The 24,746-nt window shown below is 63.9% G+C and carries 24 protein-coding genes; 8 read left to right on the top strand and 16 right to left on the bottom strand.

Going from position 1 to position 24,746, the window contains the following annotated elements:
• Positions 1-50: 50 nt before the first annotated feature.
• The 4 genes from Amn_RS24035 to Amn_RS24050 all read right to left on the bottom strand — a co-directional run bounded on the left by Amn_RS24035 (position 51) and on the right by Amn_RS24050 (position 5,466).
• Positions 51-1,193: an ABC transporter substrate-binding protein gene (locus Amn_RS24035; protein WP_286292522.1), complete on the bottom strand. Its 1,143-nt coding sequence runs from the start codon at positions 1,191-1,193 to the stop codon at positions 51-53.
• 67 nt (positions 1,194-1,260) lie between these two features.
• On the bottom strand, positions 1,261-2,388 hold the full coding sequence (locus Amn_RS24040; RefSeq protein WP_286292524.1) for an ABC transporter substrate-binding protein: 1,128 nt from the start codon (positions 2,386-2,388) through the stop codon (positions 1,261-1,263).
• 104 nt (positions 2,389-2,492) lie between these two features.
• The gene (locus Amn_RS24045) at positions 2,493-3,623 is read right to left on the bottom strand and encodes an ABC transporter ATP-binding protein (protein ID WP_067957374.1); all 1,131 of its coding nucleotides are present in this window, start codon (positions 3,621-3,623) and stop codon (positions 2,493-2,495) included.
• 1 nt (position 3,624) lies between these two features.
• Positions 3,625-5,466 carry an ABC transporter permease gene (locus Amn_RS24050; protein ID WP_376775246.1) on the bottom strand — a complete coding sequence of 614 codons (1,842 nt, stop codon included), beginning with the start codon at positions 5,464-5,466 and terminating at the stop codon, positions 3,625-3,627.
• A gap of 592 nt (positions 5,467-6,058) precedes the next feature.
• On the opposite strand from Amn_RS24050, the gene gmd reads away from it, so the two are divergent.
• Positions 6,059-7,150, top strand: coding sequence for a GDP-mannose 4,6-dehydratase (gene gmd / locus Amn_RS24055; protein WP_067957370.1), 1,092 nt, complete (start codon positions 6,059-6,061; stop codon positions 7,148-7,150).
• Positions 7,143-8,087, top strand: coding sequence for a GDP-L-fucose synthase (fcl, locus tag Amn_RS24060; RefSeq protein WP_286292527.1), 945 nt, complete (start codon positions 7,143-7,145; stop codon positions 8,085-8,087). The genes gmd and fcl overlap by 8 nt, the downstream gene beginning before the upstream one ends.
• Positions 8,088-8,125: 38 nt before the next feature.
• On the opposite strand, the gene Amn_RS24065 is transcribed toward fcl, so the two are convergent.
• Complete coding sequence (locus Amn_RS24065) at positions 8,126-8,587, bottom strand: L,D-transpeptidase (protein WP_067957364.1); 462 nt, start codon at positions 8,585-8,587, stop codon at positions 8,126-8,128.
• A 759-nt stretch (positions 8,588-9,346) separates the two neighbouring features.
• Between Amn_RS24065 and Amn_RS24070 the strand changes: the two genes are divergently transcribed.
• Positions 9,347-9,511, top strand: coding sequence for a hypothetical protein (locus Amn_RS24070; protein ID WP_169808315.1), 165 nt, complete (start codon positions 9,347-9,349; stop codon positions 9,509-9,511).
• A 22-nt stretch (positions 9,512-9,533) separates the two neighbouring features.
• On the opposite strand, the gene Amn_RS24075 is transcribed toward Amn_RS24070, so the two are convergent.
• Positions 9,534-10,259, bottom strand: coding sequence for a response regulator transcription factor (locus Amn_RS24075; protein ID WP_067957358.1), 726 nt, complete (start codon positions 10,257-10,259; stop codon positions 9,534-9,536).
• 199 nt (positions 10,260-10,458) lie between these two features.
• Here Amn_RS24075 and Amn_RS24080 point away from each other — a divergent pair, with 199 nt between their 5' ends.
• Together Amn_RS24080 and Amn_RS24085 are read left to right on the top strand one after the other, a co-directional pair.
• Positions 10,459-11,238 (top strand): response regulator, encoded by a 780-nt coding sequence (locus tag Amn_RS24080; RefSeq protein WP_154385668.1) that lies wholly within the window; start codon positions 10,459-10,461, stop codon positions 11,236-11,238.
• A 128-nt stretch (positions 11,239-11,366) separates the two neighbouring features.
• Complete coding sequence (locus Amn_RS24085) at positions 11,367-13,451, top strand: PAS domain S-box protein (protein ID WP_067957355.1); 2,085 nt, start codon at positions 11,367-11,369, stop codon at positions 13,449-13,451.
• 2 nt (positions 13,452-13,453) lie between these two features.
• Here Amn_RS24085 and Amn_RS24090 read toward each other — a convergent pair whose 3' ends face one another.
• The 5 genes from Amn_RS24090 to Amn_RS24110 all read right to left on the bottom strand — a co-directional run bounded on the left by Amn_RS24090 (position 13,454) and on the right by Amn_RS24110 (position 17,024).
• Complete coding sequence (locus Amn_RS24090) at positions 13,454-14,227, bottom strand: glucose 1-dehydrogenase (RefSeq protein ID WP_154385670.1); 774 nt, start codon at positions 14,225-14,227, stop codon at positions 13,454-13,456.
• A gap of 183 nt (positions 14,228-14,410) precedes the next feature.
• Positions 14,411-14,821: a hypothetical protein gene (locus tag Amn_RS24095; RefSeq protein WP_286292536.1), complete on the bottom strand. Its 411-nt coding sequence runs from the start codon at positions 14,819-14,821 to the stop codon at positions 14,411-14,413.
• 337 nt (positions 14,822-15,158) lie between these two features.
• Positions 15,159-15,458, bottom strand: a complete 300-nt coding sequence (locus Amn_RS24100; RefSeq protein WP_067957347.1) for a GNAT family N-acetyltransferase — start codon at positions 15,456-15,458, stop codon at positions 15,159-15,161.
• Complete coding sequence (locus Amn_RS24105; protein WP_286292539.1) at positions 15,455-16,081, bottom strand: alpha/beta hydrolase; 627 nt, start codon at positions 16,079-16,081, stop codon at positions 15,455-15,457. The genes Amn_RS24100 and Amn_RS24105 overlap by 4 nt, the downstream gene beginning before the upstream one ends.
• Before the next feature lie 10 nt (positions 16,082-16,091).
• Complete coding sequence (locus tag Amn_RS24110) at positions 16,092-17,024, bottom strand: VOC family protein (protein ID WP_067957341.1); 933 nt, start codon at positions 17,022-17,024, stop codon at positions 16,092-16,094.
• A 231-nt stretch (positions 17,025-17,255) separates the two neighbouring features.
• Here Amn_RS24110 and Amn_RS24115 point away from each other — a divergent pair, with 231 nt between their 5' ends.
• Entirely contained in the window at positions 17,256-18,812 is a 1,557-nt protein-coding gene (locus Amn_RS24115) for an alkaline phosphatase family protein (RefSeq protein WP_182573781.1), read from the top strand.
• Between the two features lie 56 nt (positions 18,813-18,868).
• Here Amn_RS24115 and Amn_RS24120 read toward each other — a convergent pair whose 3' ends face one another.
• Together Amn_RS24120 and Amn_RS24125 are read right to left on the bottom strand one after the other, a co-directional pair.
• Positions 18,869-19,816 carry a PRC-barrel domain-containing protein gene (locus Amn_RS24120; RefSeq protein ID WP_182573780.1) on the bottom strand — a complete coding sequence of 316 codons (948 nt, stop codon included), beginning with the start codon at positions 19,814-19,816 and terminating at the stop codon, positions 18,869-18,871.
• Positions 19,817-20,027: 211 nt separating this feature from the next.
• Positions 20,028-20,198: a hypothetical protein gene (locus Amn_RS24125; protein WP_169808314.1), complete on the bottom strand. Its 171-nt coding sequence runs from the start codon at positions 20,196-20,198 to the stop codon at positions 20,028-20,030.
• Between the two features lie 126 nt (positions 20,199-20,324).
• On the opposite strand from Amn_RS24125, the gene Amn_RS24130 reads away from it, so the two are divergent.
• Positions 20,325-21,761 (top strand): sensor histidine kinase, encoded by a 1,437-nt coding sequence (locus tag Amn_RS24130; protein WP_286292543.1) that lies wholly within the window; start codon positions 20,325-20,327, stop codon positions 21,759-21,761.
• A 12-nt stretch (positions 21,762-21,773) separates the two neighbouring features.
• Here the strand turns inward: Amn_RS24130 and Amn_RS24135 are convergent, their stop codons facing one another.
• Positions 21,774-22,226, bottom strand: a complete 453-nt coding sequence (locus tag Amn_RS24135; RefSeq protein WP_067957333.1) for a hypothetical protein — start codon at positions 22,224-22,226, stop codon at positions 21,774-21,776.
• A gap of 69 nt (positions 22,227-22,295) precedes the next feature.
• Entirely contained in the window at positions 22,296-22,622 is a 327-nt protein-coding gene (locus tag Amn_RS24140; protein ID WP_067957331.1) for an ElaB/YgaM/YqjD family protein, read from the bottom strand.
• 122 nt (positions 22,623-22,744) lie between these two features.
• Between Amn_RS24140 and Amn_RS24145 the strand changes: the two genes are divergently transcribed.
• Positions 22,745-23,857 carry an AI-2E family transporter gene (locus Amn_RS24145; protein ID WP_067957328.1) on the top strand — a complete coding sequence of 371 codons (1,113 nt, stop codon included), beginning with the start codon at positions 22,745-22,747 and terminating at the stop codon, positions 23,855-23,857.
• 73 nt (positions 23,858-23,930) lie between these two features.
• Here Amn_RS24145 and Amn_RS24150 read toward each other — a convergent pair whose 3' ends face one another.
• Complete coding sequence (locus Amn_RS24150) at positions 23,931-24,692, bottom strand: Crp/Fnr family transcriptional regulator (RefSeq protein ID WP_067966099.1); 762 nt, start codon at positions 24,690-24,692, stop codon at positions 23,931-23,933.
• Between the last annotated feature and the right edge of the window lie 54 nt (positions 24,693-24,746).

Here is a 24,746-nt window from a genome sequence, read left to right on the forward strand (position 1 = left end):
AGCGGGACGGAGCCGAAGGAGAAGGGCCCCGTCCCTAGCCCACCGGGAAACTATTTCTTGTAGGCGACGCGCCAGAGGTCCTGCCAATCCTGGCGCGCGTCCCAATCTTCGAGTGCGGTCGAGGCGTCGTATTGCTGCAGCTTGTCCAGCACCTTGCCGATGCCCGACGGCTCGTCGGCAGGCAGGCCGATGTCGGGGTTGGTCGGCAGCTTGCCGTCCTTCACCTGCGGCGCGATGCCCTCCGCGGTCAGGATGTAGTGGATGAACAGCTTGGCCGCGTTCGGGCTCTTGGTGCCGGTGGCGATCAGTCCGAGCTTGACATAGGTCCAGCCCGGCCAGGGATCGAGCCCTTCGCAGAGCCCGAGCTTGAAACCCTTGTCGGCATTGTCGCGGAACTTGGCCGAGCTCATCAGCCCAAAGAACGGTTCCTCCTGGCCGGGCGCGCCGACAGCTTCGGAGATCGCGTCGTCGGCATCCGCAAGCAGCGGCGAATTGCCGGCAAAGCCCTTGACCCAGGCAGCCGTCGCACTGTCTTCGCCGACCTCGATATCCTTGCCGAAATGCGCCTTGTAGGCAGCCTTCATCTTGTCGTCGTCATGCGTCGCAGTCTGGTTGAACCAGTCGGGATAGGTGCCCTTCGACAGCGGATCGTAGAAGGCGACCTTGCCTTTCCACGTGGCATCGGTGAGCTCCCAGATGTTCTTCACCGGGCAGGCATCGTAGGCCTCGGTGTTGTAGGCCCAGACAGCGGCATTGGTGGTGATCGCCAGCGGGTTCTGGAACTTGACCGGGATCTTGTCGGCCATGTCAGGCGGCAGGTAGCTCTCGACAAATTTCTGCGGCAGCAACTGCGCCAGGCCGGCCGGCGCGTCGGTAATCAGCACCACGTCGCCCTTGACGTTCTTGGCCTGGCCCTCGCGCACGATCATCTCGAGCTGCGCGCTCGCCGACACCTTGATGCCGGTTGCCTTCACACCGTATTTGGCGGTGAAGTTCTCGGCCATTTCGACGATCTTGCCGGTGCTGTCATAGATATTGATCGGCGCTTCCTTCTTCGCCGCCTCGACCAGCGCGTTGAGGTCAAAGGTTTCCGCGCGCGCCGGCGCCGACGCCATCACCATGGCCGTCATCAGCCCGGCCAGCGCCGTCGTTGCCAGTGCAACTTTCCTGCTCGTTCCAAATGCCGGTTTCATCGTTTCCTCCCCAAAAATCCGGCTGAAACGCGCCCGGCGTCAGTGCCGGGCGCGACAATCGCAAGCGCTATTTCTTGTAGTTGATGCGCCAGAGGTCCTGCCAATCCTGGCGCGCGTCCCAGTCACTCTGGGCCGACGCCGAGTCGTAGGGGAAGATCTGGTCCAGCACCTTGCCGATGCCAGAGGGTTCGTCGTCGGGCAGCTTGGCGTCGCTGTTGGTCGACATCTTGCCGTCGGCCGCCTGCGGGGCGATGCCCTCCTCGGTCATCAGATAGTGGATGAACAGCCTGGATGCGTTCGGGCTGTCGGTGCCCTTGGCGATGAAGCCGAGGCTCGGATACATCCAACCGGCAAAGGGCTTCAAATCCTTGCACAGGCCAAGCTTGGAGCCGACGTCCTGGTTGTTACGGAACTTGGCCGAGCTGATCAGGCCGATGAACTGCTCCTTCTGGTCGGGAGCGCCGACCGCCTGGGCAGCTGCCTCGTCGGCATCGGTGAGCAACGGGCCGTTGGCGGCGAGCGCCTTGACCCAGGCGCCGGTAGCGCCGTCCTCACCCGCTTCGAGATCCTTGCCGTAATACTCCTTGTAGGCGGCAGCCACCTTGTCATCGGCGTTGGTCGCCATCTGGTTGAACCAGTCGACATAGGACGCCTTGTTGAGCGGGTCCTGCATGGCGAGCTTGCCTTTCCACTTGGCCTCCGTCAGCTCCCAGATATTCTTGACCGGGCAGCTTTCGTTGAGCTGGGTGTTGTAGGCAAAGACGTTGGCCTCGTTGGAGACGGTCAGCGGGTTCTGGTACTGCGCCGGGATCTTGGCGGCGAGATCCGGCGGCAGCCAGCTCTCGACGAAGCCCTGCGGCACCAGCTGCGCCACGCCGGCGGGCACGTCGCTGATCTGGATGACGTCACCCTGCACGTTCTTGGCCTGGCCCTCGCGGATCACCATTTCCAGCTGCGCCGCGGCATTGGCCTTGGTGCCGGTCGCCTGCACGCCGTACTTCTTGGTGAAGGCCTCGGCCTGCTTCACGATCTTGCCGGTGCTCGAATAGACATTGATCGGCGGTTCCTTCTTCGCCGCCTCGACCAGCGCGTGGAGGTCGAATTCCTCGGCCTGTGTCGCGCCGGCAAACGATCCGACAGCGGCAGCCAGTGCCGTCGCCGCCAGGAGCCGTTTCACACTGAAATCCCTGCTCATTCTCTCCTCCCTTGTCAGGCCGGCGCCATGCCGGCCGTGTCGTTCCCGATGGTCCTGCTTGCTTCGCCCCGGGGCAGTCCTCCACCGCCCGAAGGGAATTCTCCTCAATGCAGCTTCGCCGGCCGCATCAGCCTGTCGGCCACTTCCATGCGCTGGCCTGCCTTGTCGAAGACATGCAGCGCCTTTGATTTGGCCCACCAGGTCACGGCCTCGCCGACCTCGACCTCCGGCGACTGGTGCGTGGTCATGAACAGCTTCTCGCCGCCAGCGGTGAGCTCGATGATCCAGCTGCCGCCGGTGGGCAGGATGCCGGTCACCTCGGCCTGGCCGGCAACGGCGCCGTCGGCCACGCCGCGCTCGGCATCAGCCAGCCGGATCGCCTCCGGTCGGATGCCGATCGAGCCCGCGTCGCGCAACTCAGCGAAACGCGCGCCGAGATAGGCATTGGCGAGCTGCGACACCTCCGATTTTCCATCACCCAGCTCGACGATGTTGATCGGCGGATTGCCGACGAACTGCGCCACGAAGCGGTTGGCCGGCCGCTCGTAGATGTCGTTGGGCGTCCCGACCTGTTGCAGCTCACCCTCGCTCATCACCGCGATGGTGGTGGCCAGCGTCATTGCCTCCCACTGGTCGTGGGTGACAAACACGATGGTGGTCTTGAACTCGCGGTGCAGCCGCTTGAGCTCGGCCCGCATCTCAAGACGAAGAGCGGCATCCAGGTTGGACAACGGCTCGTCGAGCAAGAGCACCTCCGGATTGACCGCCAGCATGCGGGCCAGCGCCACGCGCTGCTGCTGGCCGCCAGACAGTTGCGAGGGATAGCGATCTCGATACTTCTCGATGCCAAGTGTCTTCATCACCTGGTCGACGCGCTGCTCGCGCTCGGCCTTGGGCATTTTGCGCAGGCGCAGGCCGAAGTCGGTGTTCCGCTCGATGGTCAGATGCGGCCACAGCGCGTAGCTCTGGAAGACCAACCCCATCTCGCGCTTTTCCGGCGGCACGAACACGCCATCGACGACCGAATCGACGACACGCTGGCCGACGCGGATCTCGCCCGCCGTCAGATGCTCCAGCCCGGCGATCATGCGCAATGTCGTGGTCTTGCCGCAGCCGGATGGGCCCAACAGGCACATGAACTCGCCATCGCCGATTTCGAGATCGAGATCGGCCACCGCGTTGGCCGAATTGCCGCCGTAGTTCTTCTCGACGCCGCTCAGGTTGATCTTCGGCATGTCAGTTCCCCAGTCCTTGCGCGAGATTGGTCTTGGTCAGCTTCTGGCCGAGCAGCGCGCCGAAATAGGCGAGGCCGGCGATGATCAGCACGACGGCGTTGGCGGCCTGCGTGTAGTGGTAGTCGACGAGCCGGAGCGAATAGGTGGTCAGCACGTCGGTCGAAGGAACCGCCAGCACGACGAACAGGCTGAGACCCTTGATGCCCGAGATGAAAGGCAACAGGATGCCCGTCGTCAGCGACCCCTTCTGGATCGGAATGACGATCGAGATCATGCGGCGGAACCAGCCGGCGCCGGCGATCTGAGCCGCCTCTTCCGGATCCTTTCCGAGCTGTGTCATGGCGGCGATGCCGGCGCGCGAGGCATAGGGCATCTGGTCGGCGATCAGCGCCAGCATCAGGATCAGCGTCGTGCCGTAGAGCGCCGGGATCGGTCCGCGCGGCACGGCAAACAGCGACAGATAGGCAGCTGCAAAGGCGATGCCGGGCACCAGATAAGGCAGGAACGTCACCTGACGCAGGAAGGTGCCGAGCGGCTTTACCGGGGTACGCGCCACCACATAACCGACCAGCAGCCCGAGGATACCTGAGGTGATCGAGGCGACACCGACGATGCGCAAGCTGTTCCAGGCTGCGTTCCAAAGATCCGGGCTGAGCAGGATGCCGGTCTGCAGCGCCACAGTGTTGAGGTTGGTGCCGATCCAGTAGTCGAACGTGAAATTGTCGAGGTTGAACTGGCCGGGCACCCGCATCACAGTCGACAGGAACAGCGTGCCGATCGGCAGGCCGACGCTGAGCAGGAACATCAGCGCGGCAAAGCCGGTCGCCGGCAGCCTGAGGATGCCGAGCGGGCTCAGCCGGTTCATCGAGCCTTTCGAGCCGATGGTGACGAAGCGGCGCGCCTCGCGCATCAGCCGGGCATCGATGGTGATGGTGACGATGCCGATCAGCATGATGGCGCCTGCCAGCACCGCTCCCACGCCGACCTGGCGCGACGAGATGTTCTGGTAGAGCGAGGTCGCCAGGACGTCGAAATTGACCGGCAGGCCGAGCACGTAGGGCACACCGAACTCGCCGAGGCATTTGGCGAAGATCAGCACCATCGCCGACATCAGCGATGGGCGCATCAGCGGCATGATGATCTTGCGGGCCACCGTCAGCCTGCCGGCGCCGAGAATCCGGGCCGAGTCCTCGAGCTGCGAGTCGAAGCGGCGCAGCGCGTTGCCGAACAAAAGGATGACGAAGGGCGAGTAGTGCAGCGCCAGGATGATTGTCACCGGCAACTGGCCGTAGGACAGCCAGTCGGGCGGCGAAAAACCGATCGATTCCAGCCAGCCGGGCTGTCCGCCGACGGTTCGGTTCTTGAACAGGGTCGTCCAGGCCAGTGCGAAGGTCCAGGCCGGTAGCATGTAGGGCACGATGAGGGCGGTGGCGAACCAGCGGCGGCCGAACATGTCGGTGCGGCTGAGCAGCCAGGCAAGCGTGCCGCCGACAAGCATCGACAGCGTGATAGCGCCGGCCGCCACGCTCAGCGTGTTGACCAGCGGCTCCCAGAACAGGTCGTGCGAGATGCGCGAGAGAAAGACGCGGTCGATGTAGTACCAGGTCAGTTCGCCGACATCCTGCTTGATGCGGCGTTCGTCGCCGAACTGCACCCGCATCGCATCCGACAGCATCGAGATGATCGGCACCACGATGAGATAGGCAAACAGTGCCGCGGCGAGCACGCCGATGATCGTCGTCGGCTCGCGCAGCGCCACCTTGGTCCGGTAGCGCAGGCGCTGTGAGCGGGTCGGCGACTTCAGGGTAGCCACAGTCCCGTGGGTTACGGTCGCCGGCTTCACCACCGTCTGGACAGAACTCTGCGATTGGCCGCTCACGAGGTCACGCCCCGCCGGCAGATTCCGTCATGGCTGCTGCACACGTCACCGGGGACGACCCGGCGCAGATGCACTGCATGGCCTGCATGCGATGGCATGAGCATGAATTCTCCTCCGTTGGGCGCCTCGAAGCGGACCTTGCGCCCCGCAGCTTGAGCCGCCCGGACACACCTCACCCATCCTGCTTCCGACACCACCGCCGCCTCCCGGCGGTGCGGCACATTCCCGTGCCTGTTGGCATATTCATTCCATCGACGGTACGTTCATGTCAATCCAGATTCTGCAAAAATTTGCACAGCCGTGCAAAACATATGATTTTGTCTGAAATGGCCAAATTTTGCCATTGCTGGCTTCATCAACCTCGATTGGACAATCCTTGCATGCCGCAAATATGCACTGCCGTGCAATGCACAAAATGTTGCTGCGGCAAAACATGCAGAAATGCCCGGGAAAGCGCACTCGGCGCATGACCCCAAAGCCGCCTCTTTCGCAGTGCACTCAACATCTCTAGGGTGCGCCGCACGCAGGAACCGCAGGAATCGGGCAAGGAAACGGAATGTCGAACGAGCAGAAATCAGCGCCGGCAAAGAACGGCAAGGTGGCGCTGATCACCGGTGTAACCGGACAGGACGGCGCCTATCTCGCCGAGATCCTGATATCGAAGGGTTATGTCGTCCACGGCATCAAGCGCCGCTCGTCGTCCTTCAACACCGGCCGCATCGAGCATCTTTACGAAGACCCGCATGTCGCCGACCCCAGGCTGATCCTGCATCATGGCGACCTCACCGACGCCACCAACCTGATCCGCATCGTGCAGGAAACGCAACCGGACGAGATCTACAATCTCGGCGCCCAGTCGCACGTCCAGGTCAGCTTCGAGACGCCCGAATACACCGCCAACTCCGATGCGCTCGGGCCGCTCAGGCTGCTGGAAGCCATCCGCCTGCTCGGTCTCGTCGGCAAGACGCGCTTCTACCAGGCCTCGACCTCCGAGCTCTATGGCAACATCCCGGCGCCGCAGAACGAGACTTCGGGTTTCGCCCCGCGCTCGCCCTACGCCGCCGCCAAGCTCTACGCCTACTGGATCGTCGCCAACTACCGCGAAGCCTATGGCATCCACGCCTCCAACGGCATCCTGTTCAACCATGAAAGCCCGCTGCGCGGCGAAACCTTCGTCACCCGCAAGATCAGCCGCGCCGTGGCGGCGATCGAGGCCGGCATCCAGGACCGGCTTTATCTCGGCAATCTCGACGCCCGGCGCGACTGGGGCCATGCCCGCGACTACGCGCTCGGCATGTGGATGATGCTGCAACAGGACAAGCCCGACGACTATGTGCTCGCCACCGGCGAAGCCCACAAGATCCGCACCTTTGTCGAAAAGGCCTTCGCCGAGATCGGCACCAGCATCGAATGGCGCGGCGAGGGTGTCGGCGAAACCGGCATGGACAGCGCCACCGGCCGCGTTCTCGTCGAGATCGACCCGCGCTACTTCCGCCCGACCGAAGTCGACTATCTGCTCGGCGACGCCTCCAAGGCACGGCAGGCGCTTGGCTGGCACCACAACACCACCTTCGACCAGCTGGTGGCCGAGATGGTTCGAGAAGATCGTCGCGCGCTGGCAAAAACCGGTGAGCGCAGCAATGGCTGACATCCTCTATCCGCTCGCCGGCAAGCGCGTCTGGGTCGCCGGACACCGCGGCATGGTCGGCTCAGCGCTTATGCGCCGCCTCGCACGGGAAGGCTGCGAAGTCATCACCGCCGGGCGCGACACCGTCGACCTGACCCGGCAGGCCGAGGTCGAGGCCTGGCTGGGCGAGACCCGCCCACAAGCGGTGCTGCTCGCTGCCGCCAAGGTCGGCGGCATCCTCGCCAACGCCACCTATCCCGCCGCGTTTCTCTACGAGAACTTGGCGATCGAAACCAACGTCATCCATGCCGCGCACAAGATCGGCGTGGAAAAGCTTTTGTTCCTCGGTTCGAGCTGCATCTATCCGAAATTCGCGACGCAGCCGATCGCGGAGGATTCGCTGCTCACCGGCGCGCTCGAACCCACCAACGAGTGGTACGCCATCGCCAAGATCGCCGGCCTCAAGCTTGCTGAAGCCTATCGCAAGCAGCATGGGGCCGACTTCATCTCGGCGATGCCGACCAACCTCTACGGCCCGGGCGACAATTTCGATCTCACGTCCAGCCACGTCCTTCCGGCGCTGATCCGCAAGGCGCATGAGGCCAAGTTGTCTGGTGCGGCCGAACTGACGATCTGGGGCAGCGGCACGCCGCGGCGCGAGTTCCTCCATGTCGACGACGCCGCCGACGCCATGGTGTTCCTGCTCAAGTCCTATTCCGGCGACCAGCACGTCAATGTCGGCTCCGGCACCGACGTAACGATCCTTGAACTGGCCGAGACCGTGGCGCGTGTCGTCGGCTTCGAGGGCCGCATCGCCCTCGACACGTCAAAGCCGGATGGCACGCCGCGCAAGCTGATGAGCGGCGACAAGCTCGCCCATCTCGGCTGGCGCCCGCGCATCGAACTCGAAAGCGGCATCCGCTCGACCTACGACTGGTTTGTCAACAACGCGCTTTAGCCGAGACGGATCGCGCCCGCCCGGGCTGGCCCGAATGCCTAGTTGACGATCTGGATGCTGGTGTTGGACGGGCCATAGGCCTGGACCAACTCGTAGAAGTCGGCCGCATTGTCGGGGTGCAGGCGCACGCAGCCATGCGAGGCCGGGCGGCCGAGGCGGCTGATGTGGTTGGTCGCATGTACGGCGTAGCCACCATTGAAGAACACCGAATGCGGCATCGGCGCATTGTCGTACTTCTTCGAATACCACATCTCGTGCATGCGCGTCGGCTTGTAGGAGCCCTTCGGCGTGACATAGCCGCGGCCCGCAGTCGACACTTTCCAGATGAAGGCCGATCGACCATCGATGATGACATGCATGCGCTGCTGGCTGATCGACACCCGCGCCACGATCTTGCTCGCGGCAAAGGCGCTGCCCTGGCCGGCAGCCAGCAGCAGTGCAGCGCCGGTCATTGCGATGGCGGCCATGTTGATTATGCGCTTCTTCAGTTCGGAATTCATGACGTCCCCCTTGAGCCGGCCGCGCCGGCAGTAAAAATGCATTTTCGGAATGGACGTCTTTTGCCAGAGCCGTGTTTCAGACATATTTCGTTTAGATATTCTTTACGTTTCATATTCGTTTCCAAATTGCCAAGTTTGGTTTCGCAGTCATTGACGTCCCTAGGTTTGCAACAGCCGCGCGGCGACGCAAACTGGGCTGAAGCAGCGCTCGCAGGCCGCCGCCGCTTATGATTCATTTGATATGACGCCGGGTTATGCCGCTGAAAGCGCAAGGCAAGCGCCGGCCGGCCCGGCAACGTCCTTGAAACATTCGGAAGCCCTAAAGGCCATCCGGCGGCATCTTCCCGATACAGCCGGCCGGCACATTCAGCCACGACGAAACGAACGTTGCGAAGGTTGGATGAGCGCGAAACGGCTGGCTGCGAGATGGTTCCTGCGGGTGGGCGTCGCTACGGCGATTCTGTCAGGAATCGGCTTTCTGGCCAGTCCGGGCAACGCTATGGCAGCTGAATTGCCACCGGTGCAGGACATGGCGCCGGTGGCCTCCGCAGCCATCTTCTTCGCAGCAGCCTTGTTCGTCGCAACTCTGCACATCGGCCGGGTCCATGGGCGTGGGTGCCTGGCCTGGGTGAGCAGACCCTCGCGCGTCATTCGCAGCGAGGACAGGATACCCGCGCCGTCCACGGCAGGTCAGGCGGCGCGGGTATCTCGGTAGCCATTTTTGATTGAACCCCTGAAACGGAAAACGGGGCCACTGCAATGAAGAGACAATTCGCAGCATCGGTGCTTTCGGCACTGCTCTATGCCCAGGGGCTGCTTGGCTTCGCGGGCGTAGCGAGCGTGCTCCTCAAGGACAGGGCCCATGCCGAAGAGACGGCGATTGTCGAGATGGCCGCGCCGGCGGTCGTTGCTCCGGCAAGCTGACATTTTGGTCAACTCGGCGTCATCAGTTCGGGTTTTCGGTTGGAGTGGTTGTGCCGGCCTCCTGGCCGGCCGTCCTTGTCGGGGGGTCGAAACGATAGCCCGAACCCCGGATGGTCGTGATGCTTTCGGTGTCGAGCTTGCGGCGCAGGCGCACGATGCGCGAGTCGATCGAGCGGTCGAAGGCATCGGCACTTTCAGCCGGCGCCGCCGCCATGATGTCGTCGCGGGTCAGCACGCGCCTTGGTTGCGACAGGAACAGCTTGAGCAGCGCGATCTGGCCGGGCGACAGCTGCTCTTCCTCGCCGGTGCTGTGCATGACGAGTGCGGAGCGCAGGTCGACCGTCGAATTCTCCAGCACCACCAATTCCTGCGTGCCGCGTCCCCGGCGCGTGAGGAGGCCGCCGATGCGCGCGGCGAGCTCCCTCACCACGAGAGGGCTCTCCACGACATCGGCGGCGCCAAGTTCGAGCGCCAGCACCTTGTCGACCAGTTCACCGGGTCGGCAGATCAGCACGAAGTCGGGACCGCCCTCGCCGCCGAAACGGCGCAGCAGGTCACGCCCCTCGGCCGGCGTCACGCCGTCGCCGACAACGACGACATCGATCCCCTTCGCCGACAAAAGCGGCTCGGCCTCCCACAGCCGCTTGGCACAACGCACGTCATGGCCGCGCCGTTCGAGATGATCGGTCAGGTCGGAGGCAATCACCTCCGCAATGGCGATAAGCGCTACGACCGATCTTCCAGCCACGTTCCACCCCGCATCGTCAGCCTCAGTGCGACCATGGCCTGCCGGCGCGGACTGCGCGGCGCCTGCCGTGGCAAGAAAATGCCCAGGGATGCGCTCGGCCGGGGATGGGTCCCCAGTCGCCTCGCCCCTATCCCAAAATCGCCCCTAACGAGGCAGGAAGCCATTGGCAACTGCCCACCTGAAATGATCGCTGGACATCATGTTTATACCCAATCTACTTTCCGCCGGTAGCGGAGGCGAGACTAAACTGCGCGCTCGGATTGTCATCGTCGAAGATGAGCCCGACCTGAGGGATGCCGTCGCCGAATATCTCGGCGCGAACGGCTTCGACGTGACTGCTGTCGAGAGTGCCGCTGCCCTGCGCAGCATCATCGAAACCGAACAATTCCAGCTTGCCATCCTGGATATCGCCATGCCCGGCGAAGACGGGCTGTCGCTCGGCCGCTGGCTCAGGGCGAAAATGCCGATCGGCATCATCTACGCCACCGCCGCAGGCACGGCGCTCGACCGCATCGTCGGCCTCGAGATCGGCGCCGACGACTATATGGTCAAGCCCTACGAACTGCGCGAACTTCTGGCCCGCGTGCGCTCGGTCATCAGGCGCGTGCCGCAGCCCGAGAGTTACCGGCAGTCGCTGCTGGCCGCCCAGCCGCCGCGCCGCACCATCGCCTTCGGGCCGTTCCAGGCCGACCTCGACGGTCGCCTCGTCACCGGCAGCAGTGGCGCCATCATCGATCTCGCCAAGAGCGAATTCGACATGCTCGAGGTTTTCCTGACGCGGCCCAACCGGCTGCTCAGCCGAACCACGATTTCCGAGGCCATCGGCTTTGCCGAAGACCCCGAATCCTCACGCGCCGTAGACATTCGCATCATGCGCCTGAGGAAGAAAATCGAAGACGATCCGGCGAACCCGAAATTTCTGCGCACCGTGCGTGGCGAAGGCTACATCTTCTCCTTGCCCGGCAGCGAAGGCTACTAGCGCATCGACCCGGTAATCGCGGTCGATTTTCGGAAAGCACGATGCGCAGATTATGAAACTGGAGCGTCCTTTATGCGTCCTATTGGACGCATGGCGCACCAAAGCCTCCGGGCCCGCCAGGAACCGCGATGACATTGTTGACCGTCTCCCGCACCGACAACCCGTCGGGCACGCCGAGCCCCACCATCGTGGCCGGGCAGATCGTGCGCCGGCTGCGCGCAGCCCAGGATTGGCAGATCGAGATCGACACGATCCTGCGCAGTCTCGCTACAGGTTTCGGCGGTCATCGCACCATCCTGTTTCGGCTGCGCGACGTGCCCGGCCAGGGCTTCGCGCAGTCGATCGCCGCATTCTGGGTCGACCCGAAGATCGACGCCGTCGCTGCGCCGCCGACGACGATCAACCAGACGCTTGTCGATTCCGACCCGCTGCTTGAACGCCTCGCCGAGGAAGGCCGCCAGGGCAAGATCTTCACCGGCCTGACCCGCGACCTCAGCGGCTTCCTGCGCAATGACTTCGAAAAGCAGCACATCAAGTCGTTCCTGTCGGTGTCGGTGTCGGCGCATGGCCATCTCTGGGGCACGCTCGCCGTCAATGACTGCATCGTCGAGCGCCACTGGAACGACGACGAAATCGCAGCACTCGAGATCATTGCGGCCGCCCTTGGCGATGCCATCGAGCGTTCGCTGTCGGAGTATCATGTCAGTGAGATCATCCGCCGGACGATGCTGCAGGCCTCGCTCGACGCCATCATGGTGGTCGACGAGACCGGCTCGATCATCGAGTTCAACCCGGCGGCCGAGAAGATGTTCGGCTGGACCCGCGACGAAATCCTGGGCAAGGACCTGCTCGACACGGTGATCCCCACCTACTACCGCAAGGGCTACAACAACGGTGCCGAATATTTGGCCGGGCGTGGCTCGCCGATGGTCGGCCACCGGCTCGAGACCGTGACCCAGAACGCGTCGGGCGAGATCATTCCGATCGAGCTCACCGCCAACGAGATGCGGCTCGCCGACCGACGCCTCGTGCTCGGCTCGATCCGCGACCTCAGGGAAAAGCACCGCGCCGAGGAAGAAATCAACCGCCAGCGCGAAAAGCTGCATCAGAACGAAAAGATGGCGGCAATGGGCTCGCTGCTCGCCGGCGTCTCGCACGAGCTCAACAATCCGCTCGCCGTGGTGGTGGCGCAATCGACGCTGCTGCATGAATTTGCCAACGACCCTCAGACCAAGGTCCGCGCCGAGAAAGTGCGGGCGGCCGCGGAACGCTGCGGCCGCATCGTCAAGAGTTTCCTCGGCATGGTCCGTCTGCACCCGACCTCGCGCGCCGAGACCGACCTCAACCAGGTCATCCGCGCCGCCCTCGAAGTCACCGCCTATGGCGCGCGTTCCAGCGGCATCAGCATTGCCACCGAGTTGGTGCCGGGCACGCTGAGCGTCATGGCCGACGCCGACCACATGACCCAGGTGGCCGCCAACTTCCTGGTCAACAGCCAACATGCGCTGGCCGCGGCACCCGGCGACCGCATCATTCGCGTCAGGACGTTCCGCAATGCCGACGGCAGCGCCGGCTTCTCGGTCGAGGACACCGGCCCCGGCATATCAGAGGCGATCCGCGACCGCATCTTCGAGTCCTATTTCACCACCAAGCCGGTCGGCGTCGGCACCGGCATCGGCCTGTCCATCTCGAAGGCCATCGTCGACCGCCACAACGGCAAGGTCTGGTTCGAGCCGGTGATGCCGACGGGTGCCCGCTTCGTCGTCGAACTGCCGCCGATGGGCGACGGCCACGGCACGATGCTCGAAGCGACGCCGAAGTCGAGCGGGCTGCGCCATGCGGTCATCATCGACGACGAGCCCGACGTTGCCGCTTCGCTGGCCGACATTCTCGAACTGATGGGCGTCAAGTCGCGCATCGTTTCGACCTGGGACTCGGTCTCGGAGGCGCTCGCCGATCAGCCCGACATCATCTTTTCCGATTTGCGCATGCCCGACCGCAGCGGCATCACCATCTTCCGCGACATCGTCGCGACACAGCCCGAGATGGCGCCACGCTTCGTGCTCGTCACCGGCGACCTGATCGGCGCCAAAGCCGAGCTTGAGCAGCTGCCGCCCAACCTCAAGCCGCATATTCTGGAAAAGCCGTTCAGCACTTTCGACGTTCGCAGCGCGCTCAGCGCCGTCAGCGAACAGGTCGCCGACGGAGCCTGAGCTCACTGCGCCGTGTAGCCGCCGTCGATGACCAGTTCGGTGCCGGTCACGAAGCCCGATTCGTCCGAAGCGAGATAGAGCACGCCGTAAGCGACGTCCTCGGGTTCGCCGACCCGACCGAGCGGCGTCAGCTCGACCGCCTTGTTGCCTTCGCCGCTCGCAGCCAGCTTGTCCAGCGCGCCCGACGACATCGGCGTGCGGATCCAGCCGGGACAGATCGAGTTGACACGGATGCCGTAGCGCTGCTTGGCGCAGTGCAAGGCGGCCGACTTTGTGAACAGCTTCACCCCACCCTTGCTCGCGACATAGGCAGCCGTCGACGGGCTTCCAACAAGGCCCATGGTCGACGAAAAATTGACGATCGACCCGCCCTTGGCGGTCCTTCGCATCGCCTCGATGCCATATTTGGTGCCGAGGAACACGCCCTCCATGTTGACGGCCATCACCTGGCGCCAGTCGTCGAGGCTGAGGTCCTCGACGCTGCCGAAGGGCGCGCCGACACCGGCATTGTTGACCAGGATGTGGAGCCCGCCGAATGCTTCGAGCGTCCTTGCCATCACCTCTTGCCAGCCTGCTTCCGAGGTTACGTCATGTTCGGCATGGAGGCTGCGTCCACCGGCGATCCTGATCGCCTCGGCGACCTGGCGGCCCTTGTCGGCCTGCAGGTCGCTGACGACGACGGCGGCACCCTGGCGGGCCAGCAGCCTGGCGCTCGCCTCGCCCATGCCTGACGCCGCTCCGGTGACGATCGCAACTTTTCCTTCGACGCGGCCCATCGCTGCTCCCCTCGCTTGAGGGTACGACGGTCGCGCGACGACGGTCGTTGCTGCATCGTCCCGAGAGACTAAGGCCGGCCGACACCGGAACAAAAAAAGCCCCCGCAGCCGAGGCCGCGGGGGAGGTACGCGCTGGAGGATATCTGTGCAGGCGCGGGGATAGGTGGCAGCGCTCGGAGAGCGCTAGAAGATGTTGGGCGTGGTGCGGACCGGCTCGGCACTGGCGATCAGCCTGACCTTACGGGCTTCGCGCATGCCGGTTTCCTTGGCGATGGTCTCGACGCAGATCTTGCTTTCGGCGCCCCAGGCCTGCCCGCGGCAGGCGATATCGGTCTCGGACAGCGGCAGCCGGTCTGTCTTGGCGGTCGTGTGCGCGCCCTCGAACGCACCGAGCCGCGTGCCCATCGAGGCAAAGGCCGGACCACTGGTCGGCGCCAGGGCCATCGACGCCAGCGAGGCAAATACGAAAATCGAAAACATTGCCATCGGGTGATCGTTGGCACGCTGGCGGATGGCAAGGCGCGGGCGGCGATAGATGTGTGAACGCGGCTGGAACTTGTGGTCGAACTCGGCAAGCTGGGTGGAACCGGACATTGGGCAGCTCTTTTCGTTAAATTTCATTCCCCTGTTAATGTGAATGTAATCGCGCTTTGTAACACAGCGATGCTGATCAGTGACGCCTAATGCAACAACCGATAAACATCACAAACAGTCAGCATTTCTGTCTAATCGGTCACAAACAGTCGCAATTTCAGTCATTTCCACCTGGAGGCTGTACCATTTCGAGAAACAGACAGAATCGCCTTTGTAACAGCCTGCCTGAAATTCAGGCACATTCGAAAAGAAACGAAAGGCCGATGCAGTCGCCTGCACCGGCCTTTCGCGATCGCTATGCTGCTGCCTGGCCGACGCCAGACAACAACTCTCAATGTCAGCTGTTGAGCACGTCGGCCCATTCGGGGTGCCGGCGGAATTGCGCCGCCGCAAACGGGCAGAGCGGGATGATCTTCTTGCCCGCCGCGCGCGCGTCCTCGACCGCCCGCGTCACCAGCCTCAGGCCGGCGCCCTGGCCGCGGAACGCATCGGGCACCTCGGTGTGGTCGATGATGAACAGCGTCTCGCTGACATTGCTGTAGGTCATCTCCGCATCGGCGCCGCCGGCACCGCGTATGACATAACGTCCCTTGCTGCCGCGGTCCTCGCGCTCGATCGCCGCCAGTTCTTCAGTCATGCTGCCGCTCCTTTTGTCACGCCGGCGAAAAGGCTTTTCACCGCTTCGATTTCGTTGGGCCGCACCTCGTGGCCGCCGTCATGCCATTCGAGACTGATATCGGCGCCGGCTTGCCGCAAACAGGCGTCGAGCCGGCTCGTCAGGTCAGGCGGACAGATCGGATCGCGCCGCCCCGCCGTGATCAACACATGCCGGCCGCTGAGGCTGCCCTTCACGTCAGGCGCAAACGGGATTAGCGGGTGCATCAGTGCGACAGCATCGAACAAATCGGGCTCGGCAAACAGCACCGAGGCCAGGATGTTGGCGCCATTTGAATAGCCGAGCGCCAGCACCTGCGACGGCTCCACTGCCGCGACATGCGTCTTGACGAATTCGGCCATCTTGCCGGTCGCCCTGGCGAGATCCTCCATGTCGTAGAGGCCCTCGCCGGTGCGGCGGAAGAAGCGCGCCGCACCCATTTCGGAGACGTCGCCGCGCGGCGACACGATGGTCGCCCCCGGCGCCAGCTCACGGGCAAAGCCAAGCAACTGGTTCTCGTCGCCGCCGGTGCCGTGGAAGGCAAAGACCAGCGGTCCGCCGGGTTCCCCCGGCAGCACCTTGTGGATGTAAGCGTCCTTGCTCATCGGTCCCTCCTCAGTCGCCCAGCGGCTGCAGGTTGTTTTCCAGATAATCCCTGAGATGCGCGTGCTGCGACGGCAGCTTCAAAGCCTCGCCGAGATGGGCGGTGTCCTCGTCGCGGTCGAAGCCGGGTTCGTTGGTCGCGATCTCGAACAGCACGCCACCGGGGGTGCGGAAGTAGATCGCCCAGAAATAATCGCGGTCGATCACCGGCGTCACCTGGTAGCCCGTCTCCATCAGCGCCTTGCGCACCTCGAGCTGCTTGGCCCGATTCTCGACAGCAAAGGCGATGTGGTGCACTGATCCCGCACCGAGACCGGCGAAGGACGCACCCGGCAACGTCTCGATGTCGATGACGTCGGCGCCATTGCCGTCCTTCAACGCCAGCCGCTTGATGTTGCCTGACGTGTCGACCGTCTCATAGCCCATGAACTTCAAAAGCTCTTCGGTCGCCCCGCCATCGCGCAGCCTGAGCGAAGCCGAGTGGAAGCCACGGATCGCCTCGTCATTGCCGACGCCGCCCTTGATCCAGGGCGCACGGCTGTCGCCCTTGGCCTCGACAAGCGCGAAACCGTCGCCATCGGGACCGGCGAAGCTCAGGCGCTTCTCGCCGAACTGCTCGTCACGCGCGAGTCCGCTGACGTCCTGCTCGGTGAAGCGCTTCTCCCAGAAGGGCAGCGTACCCTCGGGAACGGAGAACACAGTGGTGCCGACCTCGCCGACCCCGGGACGGCCCTTGCCGATGTTCGGGAACGGAAAATAGGTCATGACAGAACCGGGCGTGCCCAGCTCATCGGCATAATAGAGGTGGTAGACGTCGGGCGCGTCGAAATTGACTGTCTTCTTGACCCGGCGCAGGCCGAGCTTGTGGGTGAAGAACCGGTTGTTTTCAGCCGCATCCCCAGCCATCGAGGTAACGTGGTGCAGGCCCTTGATCTGGTTGAGCATCGTCTTGCTCCTTTCGCTTGCCGCGGCCCCTGCCGCTCTGTTGGGCCGAATATGGGCGCATCGATTGTCGCGTCATAGTGGCCGGTCACAGAATGGTCAGTATTCAAAAAGTGAACAATGAAGGCGAGCTCGTTCACACTTTCTGGTATGCCCGCTGCGGCAGAGAGGACGCTTGCGCATGGCGGTGAATCCGGCTTCCTTGGCCCGCGATTTCAGTTCCAGGGGGCGAGCTTGGCAGGCACCGGCAGACGGCAGAACATTCTTCTCATCACTTGCGACCAGTGGCGCGGCGACAGCCTGTCGGCTGTCGGTCATCCCGTGGTGAAGACGCCAAATTCGGACGCTTTGGCGCGCGAGGGCGTGCTGTTTTCCCGCCACTATGCCGGTGCGGCCCCCTGTTCGCCGGCGCGCGCCTGCCTCTACACCGGCCTCTACCAGATGAACAACCGCGTCTGCCGCAATGGCACGCCGCTCGACGATCGCCACGACAACATCGCCCGTGCCGCGCGCCGCGTCGGCTACGACCCGACCCTGTTCGGCTACACCGACGTCTCGCCCGACCCGCGCAACCGCGCGCCGGGCGACCCGTTCCTGCGCAGCTATGAAGGTGTCCTGCCCGGCTTCACCACGCGCCAGCTTCTGCCCGAGCACCAGAAGGGCTGGCTTTCCTGGCTCACCCAGCGCGGCATCGATTCCAGCGCCGGCTTCCCCGATGTCCACCGGCCGTCCAATGCCGATGCGCTCGAGGTCAGCAACGCGGTTCCCATTTATTCGAAAGACGAAACGCCGGCCGCTTTCCTCACCGGCGAGTTCCTGCGCTGGCTCGGCGAACAGGACAAGGGCGAGCCCTGGTTCGCCCATGTCTCCTTCCTCAGCCCGCATCCGCCCTTCATCGTGCCAGAGCCGTTCAACACCATGTACGATCCGGCGGAAGGCCCGGCCTACAACAGGGCGCCGAGCTTCGAAGCGGAGAAGGCAAGCCACCCCTTCCTCGCCTACCACCTCGAGCATCACCAGGGTAAGTCGAGCTTCATCCCCGGCGCCCCCGGCAAGGTCGGCGACTGGAGCGAGGACGAATTCCGCAAGATCCGCGCGCTCTATTACGGCATGATCTCGGAGGTCGATTCCCAGCTTGGGCGCATCTGGCAAGGCATCCGCGACAAGGGCGACTGGGACAACACCATCGTCATCCTGACCTCCGACCACGCCGAAATGATGGGTGAACACCACATGCTCGGCAAGGGCGGCTGGTTCGACGGCTCCTACCACATCCCGCTCATCGTCAAGGCACCCGGTCATGAGCGGGCGGCCGGTAGCACCGTCGACCGCTTCACCGCTGCCGTCGACATCATGCCGACCTTGCTTGAGCTGGTCGGCGGAGCGGCGCAGCCGCATCTCGACGGCCAATCGCTGAAACCCTTCCTCGATGGCGACGAGCCCGCCGACTGGCGCGACGCCGCCCATTGGGAATACGATTTCCGCTCGGTCGCCAACGGAACCACGGAAGCCTATTTCGGCACCGGTTCGCGACAGCTCAACCTGTCGGTCATCCGCACCGAAACGGTCAAATACGTGCATTTCGGCGGCGGCCTGCCGCCTTTGCTCTACGACCTCGCCAATGACCCCGGCGAAACACGCAACCTCGCCAATGATCCGGAGTGGCTGGCCGTGCGGTTGGAATTTGCCGAAAGGCTGCTGGCCTGGCGCGCCAAGCATCTCGACCAGTCACTGGCGCTATCGGAGCTGGCCGAGAATGGCCCGACAGGCCATTTCCTGCGCTTGCCATAACCTCAACGAAAAGGCCCGCGCCGAAGCGCGGGCCCCTCCTCTCAGGTACGCCGCAACTACTGAACGATGATCAGGCGCTGCTCGTCGCGCTTTTCGGCCCAGCTGCCCGCGTCATAAACGGGATGGCCTTCGAGCTGCTCCTTGGTGAAGGTGGTGTAGAGATATTTCTTGCCGTCGGCATCGACCATGAAGGCAAGGTTGTCGCTGCCGACCGCGACCTTCTTTTCACCGACGCCAAGGAAGCCGCCAACGTCGATGACATAGGCATCGATCTTGCCGTCGGCGGTCATCAGGATATCGCCGATCTCGCCGATATTGGCATCGTCAGCACCATAGACGGTGGTGCCCATCAGCTCTTCGGCGCGCAGATCGGCCGCCGGCAGCTCCTTCAGAGTCGACTTGTCGATCGCCGCCGTCTTGGTGTCGTCGGCCGTCGCCGCATCAGGCGTGGCGGCCGGCGCCTGGGCGGTCTGTTCCGTCGCAGGGGGCGTCGCCTCGGGCGTTGCCGGCGCCTGCGCCGTCTGGTCGGTGGCCGGCGCGGCCGGATCGGTCGCCGCTACGGCTGCGGGAGCCGGATCATAGGCGCGGCGATTGAAATCGGGCAGCGCCTGCAGCTGCTCCTTGGTCGTCGACATCACCAGCCAGCGGTCGCCGTTCTTCTCGGCCCAGTCGAACTTGTCGAAGCTGACGGCGACATTCTTTTCGCCGATACCAAGGAAACCGCCGACACCAATCACCAACTGGTCGGCCTTGCCGTCGGCGGTCAGGACGATGTCGTTGACGTTGCCGATGTTCTCGGCGTCGTCGGCGGTGCCGTTATAGACCTTCTCGCCAATGATGTTGGCGGCAAGGAAGCCCTCGGCATGCGGGATCACCTCAGGTGTCGCGGGGGCAGCTTCCGTAGGGGCTGCCGGAGCCGGTGCAGGTGCTGTGGTGTCCTGGGCATAGGCGCCCGTCGCAAGCAGGGCTGCAATGGCGGTCGTGGCCAAGAGGTTGCGGATCATGTTAAAGTCTCCTCGTGCGTGTTGTTCATGCATGCCGCGCCTTGACCTGTCTTTTGCCGGAACGGTCGGGCGCGGCCTCCTACGGGTTCACAACGCCGTGACCCCGCCATGGTTCCGAATTTTTCGCCTGTCGGGATTGGCCGGCCTGGCCTTCGAAACCGTCGCCCGCAATTGGACGGGCGAGACGAAATCTCCATGGAAACCAAGATACTTAGCCGGGAGCCGTGGTCGTCTGGTTGGCATCTTGATCGATCATCTCGCCATAGAATTCTGCGGCACCCCATGCCGCCATGGCCAGCATCAGCGCTGCCAGAAGCACCAGCAGGACGTGACGGCCGCGCGTTCCCTGACGCGCCTTTCTGGCTGGAATGATCTTGCTCATCGCTGCTCTCCCAAATGGTTCCAGGAGGGCTAACGACAGCATAACGGCATGGTTCCCAAGTTTCGGCCAAGGCTTTTCAAGCGTGCCGCACCCGTCTAGTTTCCCCAGGCCAAGAGGGATGGCCAAGTGCAAGACGACAGAAGCAATGCGAGCAACGACGCCGACGACAGCGCCGACGAGGCCCAAGGGCGCGCGCAGCGCGATCCTGATTTCGACCGGCTGGCAAAGCTTGCAGCCGCCCTGATGTCGGCGCCGGCAGCACTGCTCACCCTCGCCGACCAGGACGGACGACAGCTTGTCCAGGCGGACGTCGGACTGTCCTCCGCTCAGATCACTGAGGCACTGGATCTGGCGGAAGGGTTCCTCGCAAACGGCCCTGCCGAAGCAGTCAACCGTACGCTTTTTCTGCATGCCGGCGCGCCGATCGTCATGTCAGGACGCACCTTCGGAGCACTGCTGGTGCTCGACAACGAACGGCGCCCTGCGCCCGATCCGGACAGGCAGGCGCAGTTGCAGGACGTCGCCGCCCTTGCGGGCAGCCTCGTCGTCCTGCGCGACCGCTCGCAAGCTGGCGCGCGCGCCGAGGCCGCGCTTGTGCATGCCGAAACCCGCCGCGCGATAGCACTTGAAGCCGCTGCCCTTGCCAGTTGGGTCTGGGATCCGCGCACCGGCATCGTCGAATGCGACACGCTGCTGCCCGAACTCTTCAACATGCCGCCGGCTGCAAAAATGCGGGCGCGCGACATCGTCGTTTCCATCGACCGTCGCGACATCGGCAAGACACGCAAGATTTTCCAGGAAGCGCTTGAGGGCAGCGACGACTATTCCGGCGAATACCGCATCCGCGGCTTCGACCCGCCGCGCTGGCTCGCCGCCCGCGGCCGCGTCGTCGAGCGTGACGCCGACGGCCGTCCGACGCTGGTCTTCGGCGTCAACTACGACATCACGGAGCGCCGCAGTGCCGAGGAGCGCCAGCGCCTGCTGTTGCGCGAGATCAATCACCGGGTCAAGAACACGCTCGCCACCGTGCAAGCGCTGGCCACCCAGACGGTGCGCCACGCCCGCGAGCCGCGTGAATTCCTCGACGCCTTCAGCCAGCGCCTGCGCGCGCTTGGCCTCGCCCACGGATTGTTGTCGGAATATGAATGGCGCGGCATCGGCATCCGTGACCTCGCGCGGCTGGAACTCTCGCCCTTCGACGACGATGACGCCCCGCGTATTTCAATCTCTGGCCCCGACGCGCTGCTCAGCCCTGATCAGACGCTGGGCCTGGCTTTGATCCTGCACGAGCTGGCCAGCAATGCGCTCAAATATGGCGCGCTATCTGCGCCGGGTGGCAGCGTTGTGGTGTCGTGGACAGTGACCAGCGACAAGCGGCTGGAGCTACAATGGACTGAAAGCGGCGGACCGGAGGTCGTCCCGCCGAGCCATCACGGTTTCGGCTCGATCCTCATCCGCCGCAGCCTGGCAAAAGTCATCTCCAGCGAGGTGACGCACGAATTTCCGAGCGAGGGCGTGCGTGCGCACATTTCGATGCCGCTGGGTGAAACGGCCGAAGCCTGACATCTGGCGGGCCTATTCGCCCGCCACGCCATCGCCGTCGTCCGGCTTGCGATTCTCGCGATAGATCGCATAGGCGGCCAGCGCCACCACCGGTCCCAGCAGCGCACCGATGCCACCCTTGCTGCGCAGCAATGTCGGCAGCACTGCCATCACGGCCGTCGTACCCAGCGCCGCGATATCGGCGCGCCGGCGACGCTCGTCTTCGCGTGCCCGCGACCCGGCCATCAGCTTGTGCACGAGCAGGATCAACCCCGCCAGCAGCAGGAAACCGAGGCCAAAACCGATTGCCGCTTCGAGGTGACCAAATTTCTCAGCCGCCCAGATGAAGGCGGCGCCGACGAGAAAGCCCGCGCCGCATAGGCCAGCGATCCCGGCCGCCAGGTAGGCAGCTGCCACGCGACGTGTCCGCCTCAGTGCCAAAATCGTCTCGCCGGTCGCGAAACTCGCAATCAGTGATGCCAGCATATGTCCCCCGGCTTGTGCCTGAAAATTGCGCATCGCCGATCGAAGATCGGTTGATCTCCGATCGGCGCGCTAGCGCCGCGCCAGCAGCGCGACGAGAAAACCAACGCCGGCGGCGATGGCAAGCGACGTCACCGGCTTCTCGCGCACGGTGGTCATGATCTGGTCTTCGATGTCACGGGCATTGCTGCGCAACGCTTCGACGGCTGCGTCGCTTTGCGCCTTCATCTGCTCTGCCCCCAGCGCCGCGGCACGCCGCGCAGCGCCGTAGCCATGTTCGCCGGTCGCCGCCAATTGCTTGGCCAACGCCTCGATATCGGCCTTCAATTGCTTGATGTCGGCCTCGAGGTCCGGCGTCGTCTTGGTGCCGTTGCCGGCCTTTCCTGCAGCTGCAGCCATGTCATTGCTCCTTGCGTTCGATGGGGTCGAAACGCCTCATGCGCCTGTCGGTTCCGTCGTTCCAAGGAACCATCGCCGACCACCGGACGTTTTGCCAGCCTCATTCAGCTGGAAAATCTTCGATGCCAACTCGCACCATCAAGAAGGCGCCGACCGTGCGCCTTCCGCCGAAATCCAACTTCGAGATTCTTCTCACGCGCGGTGCACAGGTATCGATCATCTTCATCGGCATCGTCGTCACGGTGTTCGCCCTGCATGCCGGCGAGTTCATCCTCACGCCCATCGGCCTCGGCGTCGTCATCGGCCTGATGCTCGGCCCGCTTGCTTCGCGGCTTGAACGCTTCAAGGTGCCGCCGGCACTGTCGGCGGCGATCGTCGTCCTGCTGTTCATCGTCTCGGTCTGCGTCTTTGCGCTGCTGGTCAGCTCACCGCTCAGCTTCTGGCTCCAACGTCTGCCGCAGATCTGGTCTCAGCTCGCCACCCAGCTGGCTGACCTCAAGGGGCCGCTCGAGACCTTCAAGAGCATGCGCGACCAGCTGCGCCAGGTCACCGGCGGCGAAGGCGTGTCGGTCTCGGTCGACGAAGGCATGGGCGTCGAGACGATGGCGACACTGGCGCCCGCGGTCATCGCCCAGATACTGCTGTTCTTCGCAAGCCTCTATTTCTTCGTCGCCACGCGCGACCAGACCAGGATCGCCATCCTCAGGCTCTGCTTCAACCGTCGCCTGCGCTGGCGCGTCGCCCATATCTTCCGCGACGTCGAGCAACTGGTGTCGCAATATCTGCTGTCGATCACCGTCATCAACATCGCCGAGGGCATCACCGTCGGCATCGGCCTCTATCTGCTCGGCGTGCCCTCGGCGCCGCTGTGGGGCGCGCTCGCCATCCTCACCAATTTCGTCCCCTTCATCGGCCCGCTGGCCATGGTGGCGATCCTGTTCGCCGTCGGCTTGACCGAGTTCGACACGCTGGCTACGAGCCTGCTGCCGGTGATCCTTTATCTCGGCGTCAACACCGTCGAGGGCCAGTTCGTCACCCCGCTGGTCATCGGCAGGACGATGACGCTCAATCCCTTCGTCGTGCTGCTGGCACTGGCGTTCTGGATCTGGCTGTGGGGCGCCGTAGGCGGCTTCATCGCCATCCCGGCCTTGCTCGTCGGCTACGCCATCATCCGCAATGTGCTGCCCGGCGTGAACTGGGGCGTCGACGAACGCGACCGACAATACGGGCGCTAAGCGCAGTTCCAGGAAAAAATTGGCCGCGTTTTCCCGTCCGGAATTGCGCAAGCACAAGAAGACAACGCTCCTGTCAAAGCAGAGGGCGGACACCTTCGTCGAGGCCGCCCCAGTTCGCCAGCGCCATCAATCCCTCGATGTCGAGCACCTTGCAGCCGCCATCGCGCCACTGCACGAGTTTGCGGTCGATCAGCTTGCGGATGGTCTTGTTGGTGTGGACCAGCGACAGTCCGAGCGTGTCGGCGACGTGCTGCTGGGTGATCGGAATCTCCACCTTGCCGGTCCCGTCCATGCCGACCTTCCGCGCCCTGCTGGCAATGAAGGCGAGCAAATAGGCGGCTCGCTCCAGGGCTGACCGGCGCCCGACACTCAACAGGTTCTCGTCGAGCATGCGCTCCTCGCGCGAGGCGATCCAGGTGATGTCGTAGGCCAGCCCCGGATAGCCGCGATAAAGCTCCATCAGCCTGTCGCGCTCGAACATGCACAAAAGCATCGGCGACAGCGCCTCCACCGAGTGCTGCATCTCGCCCATCAGGCTGCCCTGCAGGCCTATCATGTCGCCAGGCAGCACGTAGTTGAGAATCTGGCGGCGCCCGTCCTCCAGCAGCTTGTAGCGAAATCCCCATCCCGCCAGCACAGTGTAGAGATGGGCACTGTTGCTGCCTTCGGAAAGCAGCGTCGCGCCCTTGTCGACGGACAGCTCGCCGCGCTTGAAGCTGCTGACGAAAGCCAGCTCGTCATTGTCGAACGGCCGGAAGGTCGGCAACGGCCTGAGCGGGCACTTCTCGCACGAAACCTGCCGCACAGTGTCGGTCGGAATGCCTTGCTCGGTCATGAATTCCTCCAGAAATGTGACCGGCAACGCCTTGATGGCGCCGAAGGTTCCTCA

This window comes from Aminobacter sp. Y103A (assembly GCF_030294925.1).
Classification (GTDB): domain Bacteria; phylum Pseudomonadota; class Alphaproteobacteria; order Rhizobiales; family Rhizobiaceae; genus Aminobacter; species Aminobacter ciceronei.

Coding starts and splice junctions, on each gene's coding strand:
- Amn_RS24035 (WP_286292522.1), bottom strand. CDS start 1,193: ATGAAACCGGCATTTGGAACGAGCAGGAAAGTTGCACTGGCAACGACG.
- Amn_RS24040 (WP_286292524.1), bottom strand. CDS start 2,388: ATGAGCAGGGATTTCAGTGTGAAACGGCTCCTGGCGGCGACGGCACTG.
- Amn_RS24045 (WP_067957374.1), bottom strand. CDS start 3,623: ATGCCGAAGATCAACCTGAGCGGCGTCGAGAAGAACTACGGCGGCAAT.
- gmd (WP_067957370.1), top strand. CDS start 6,059: ATGTCGAACGAGCAGAAATCAGCGCCGGCAAAGAACGGCAAGGTGGCG.
- fcl (WP_286292527.1), top strand. CDS start 7,143: ATGGCTGACATCCTCTATCCGCTCGCCGGCAAGCGCGTCTGGGTCGCC.
- Amn_RS24065 (WP_067957364.1), bottom strand. CDS start 8,587: ATGAATTCCGAACTGAAGAAGCGCATAATCAACATGGCCGCCATCGCA.
- Amn_RS24070 (WP_169808315.1), top strand. CDS start 9,347: ATGAAGAGACAATTCGCAGCATCGGTGCTTTCGGCACTGCTCTATGCC.
- Amn_RS24080 (WP_154385668.1), top strand. CDS start 10,459: ATGTTTATACCCAATCTACTTTCCGCCGGTAGCGGAGGCGAGACTAAA.
- Amn_RS24085 (WP_067957355.1), top strand. CDS start 11,367: ATGACATTGTTGACCGTCTCCCGCACCGACAACCCGTCGGGCACGCCG.
- Amn_RS24090 (WP_154385670.1), bottom strand. CDS start 14,227: ATGGGCCGCGTCGAAGGAAAAGTTGCGATCGTCACCGGAGCGGCGTCA.
- Amn_RS24095 (WP_286292536.1), bottom strand. CDS start 14,821: ATGTCCGGTTCCACCCAGCTTGCCGAGTTCGACCACAAGTTCCAGCCG.
- Amn_RS24100 (WP_067957347.1), bottom strand. CDS start 15,458: ATGACTGAAGAACTGGCGGCGATCGAGCGCGAGGACCGCGGCAGCAAG.
- Amn_RS24105 (WP_286292539.1), bottom strand. CDS start 16,081: ATGAGCAAGGACGCTTACATCCACAAGGTGCTGCCGGGGGAACCCGGC.
- Amn_RS24110 (WP_067957341.1), bottom strand. CDS start 17,024: ATGCTCAACCAGATCAAGGGCCTGCACCACGTTACCTCGATGGCTGGG.
- Amn_RS24120 (WP_182573780.1), bottom strand. CDS start 19,816: ATGATCCGCAACCTCTTGGCCACGACCGCCATTGCAGCCCTGCTTGCG.
- Amn_RS24125 (WP_169808314.1), bottom strand. CDS start 20,198: ATGAGCAAGATCATTCCAGCCAGAAAGGCGCGTCAGGGAACGCGCGGC.
- Amn_RS24135 (WP_067957333.1), bottom strand. CDS start 22,226: ATGCTGGCATCACTGATTGCGAGTTTCGCGACCGGCGAGACGATTTTG.
- Amn_RS24140 (WP_067957331.1), bottom strand. CDS start 22,622: ATGGCTGCAGCTGCAGGAAAGGCCGGCAACGGCACCAAGACGACGCCG.
- Amn_RS24145 (WP_067957328.1), top strand. CDS start 22,745: ATGCCAACTCGCACCATCAAGAAGGCGCCGACCGTGCGCCTTCCGCCG.
- Amn_RS24150 (WP_067966099.1), bottom strand. CDS start 24,692: ATGACCGAGCAAGGCATTCCGACCGACACTGTGCGGCAGGTTTCGTGC.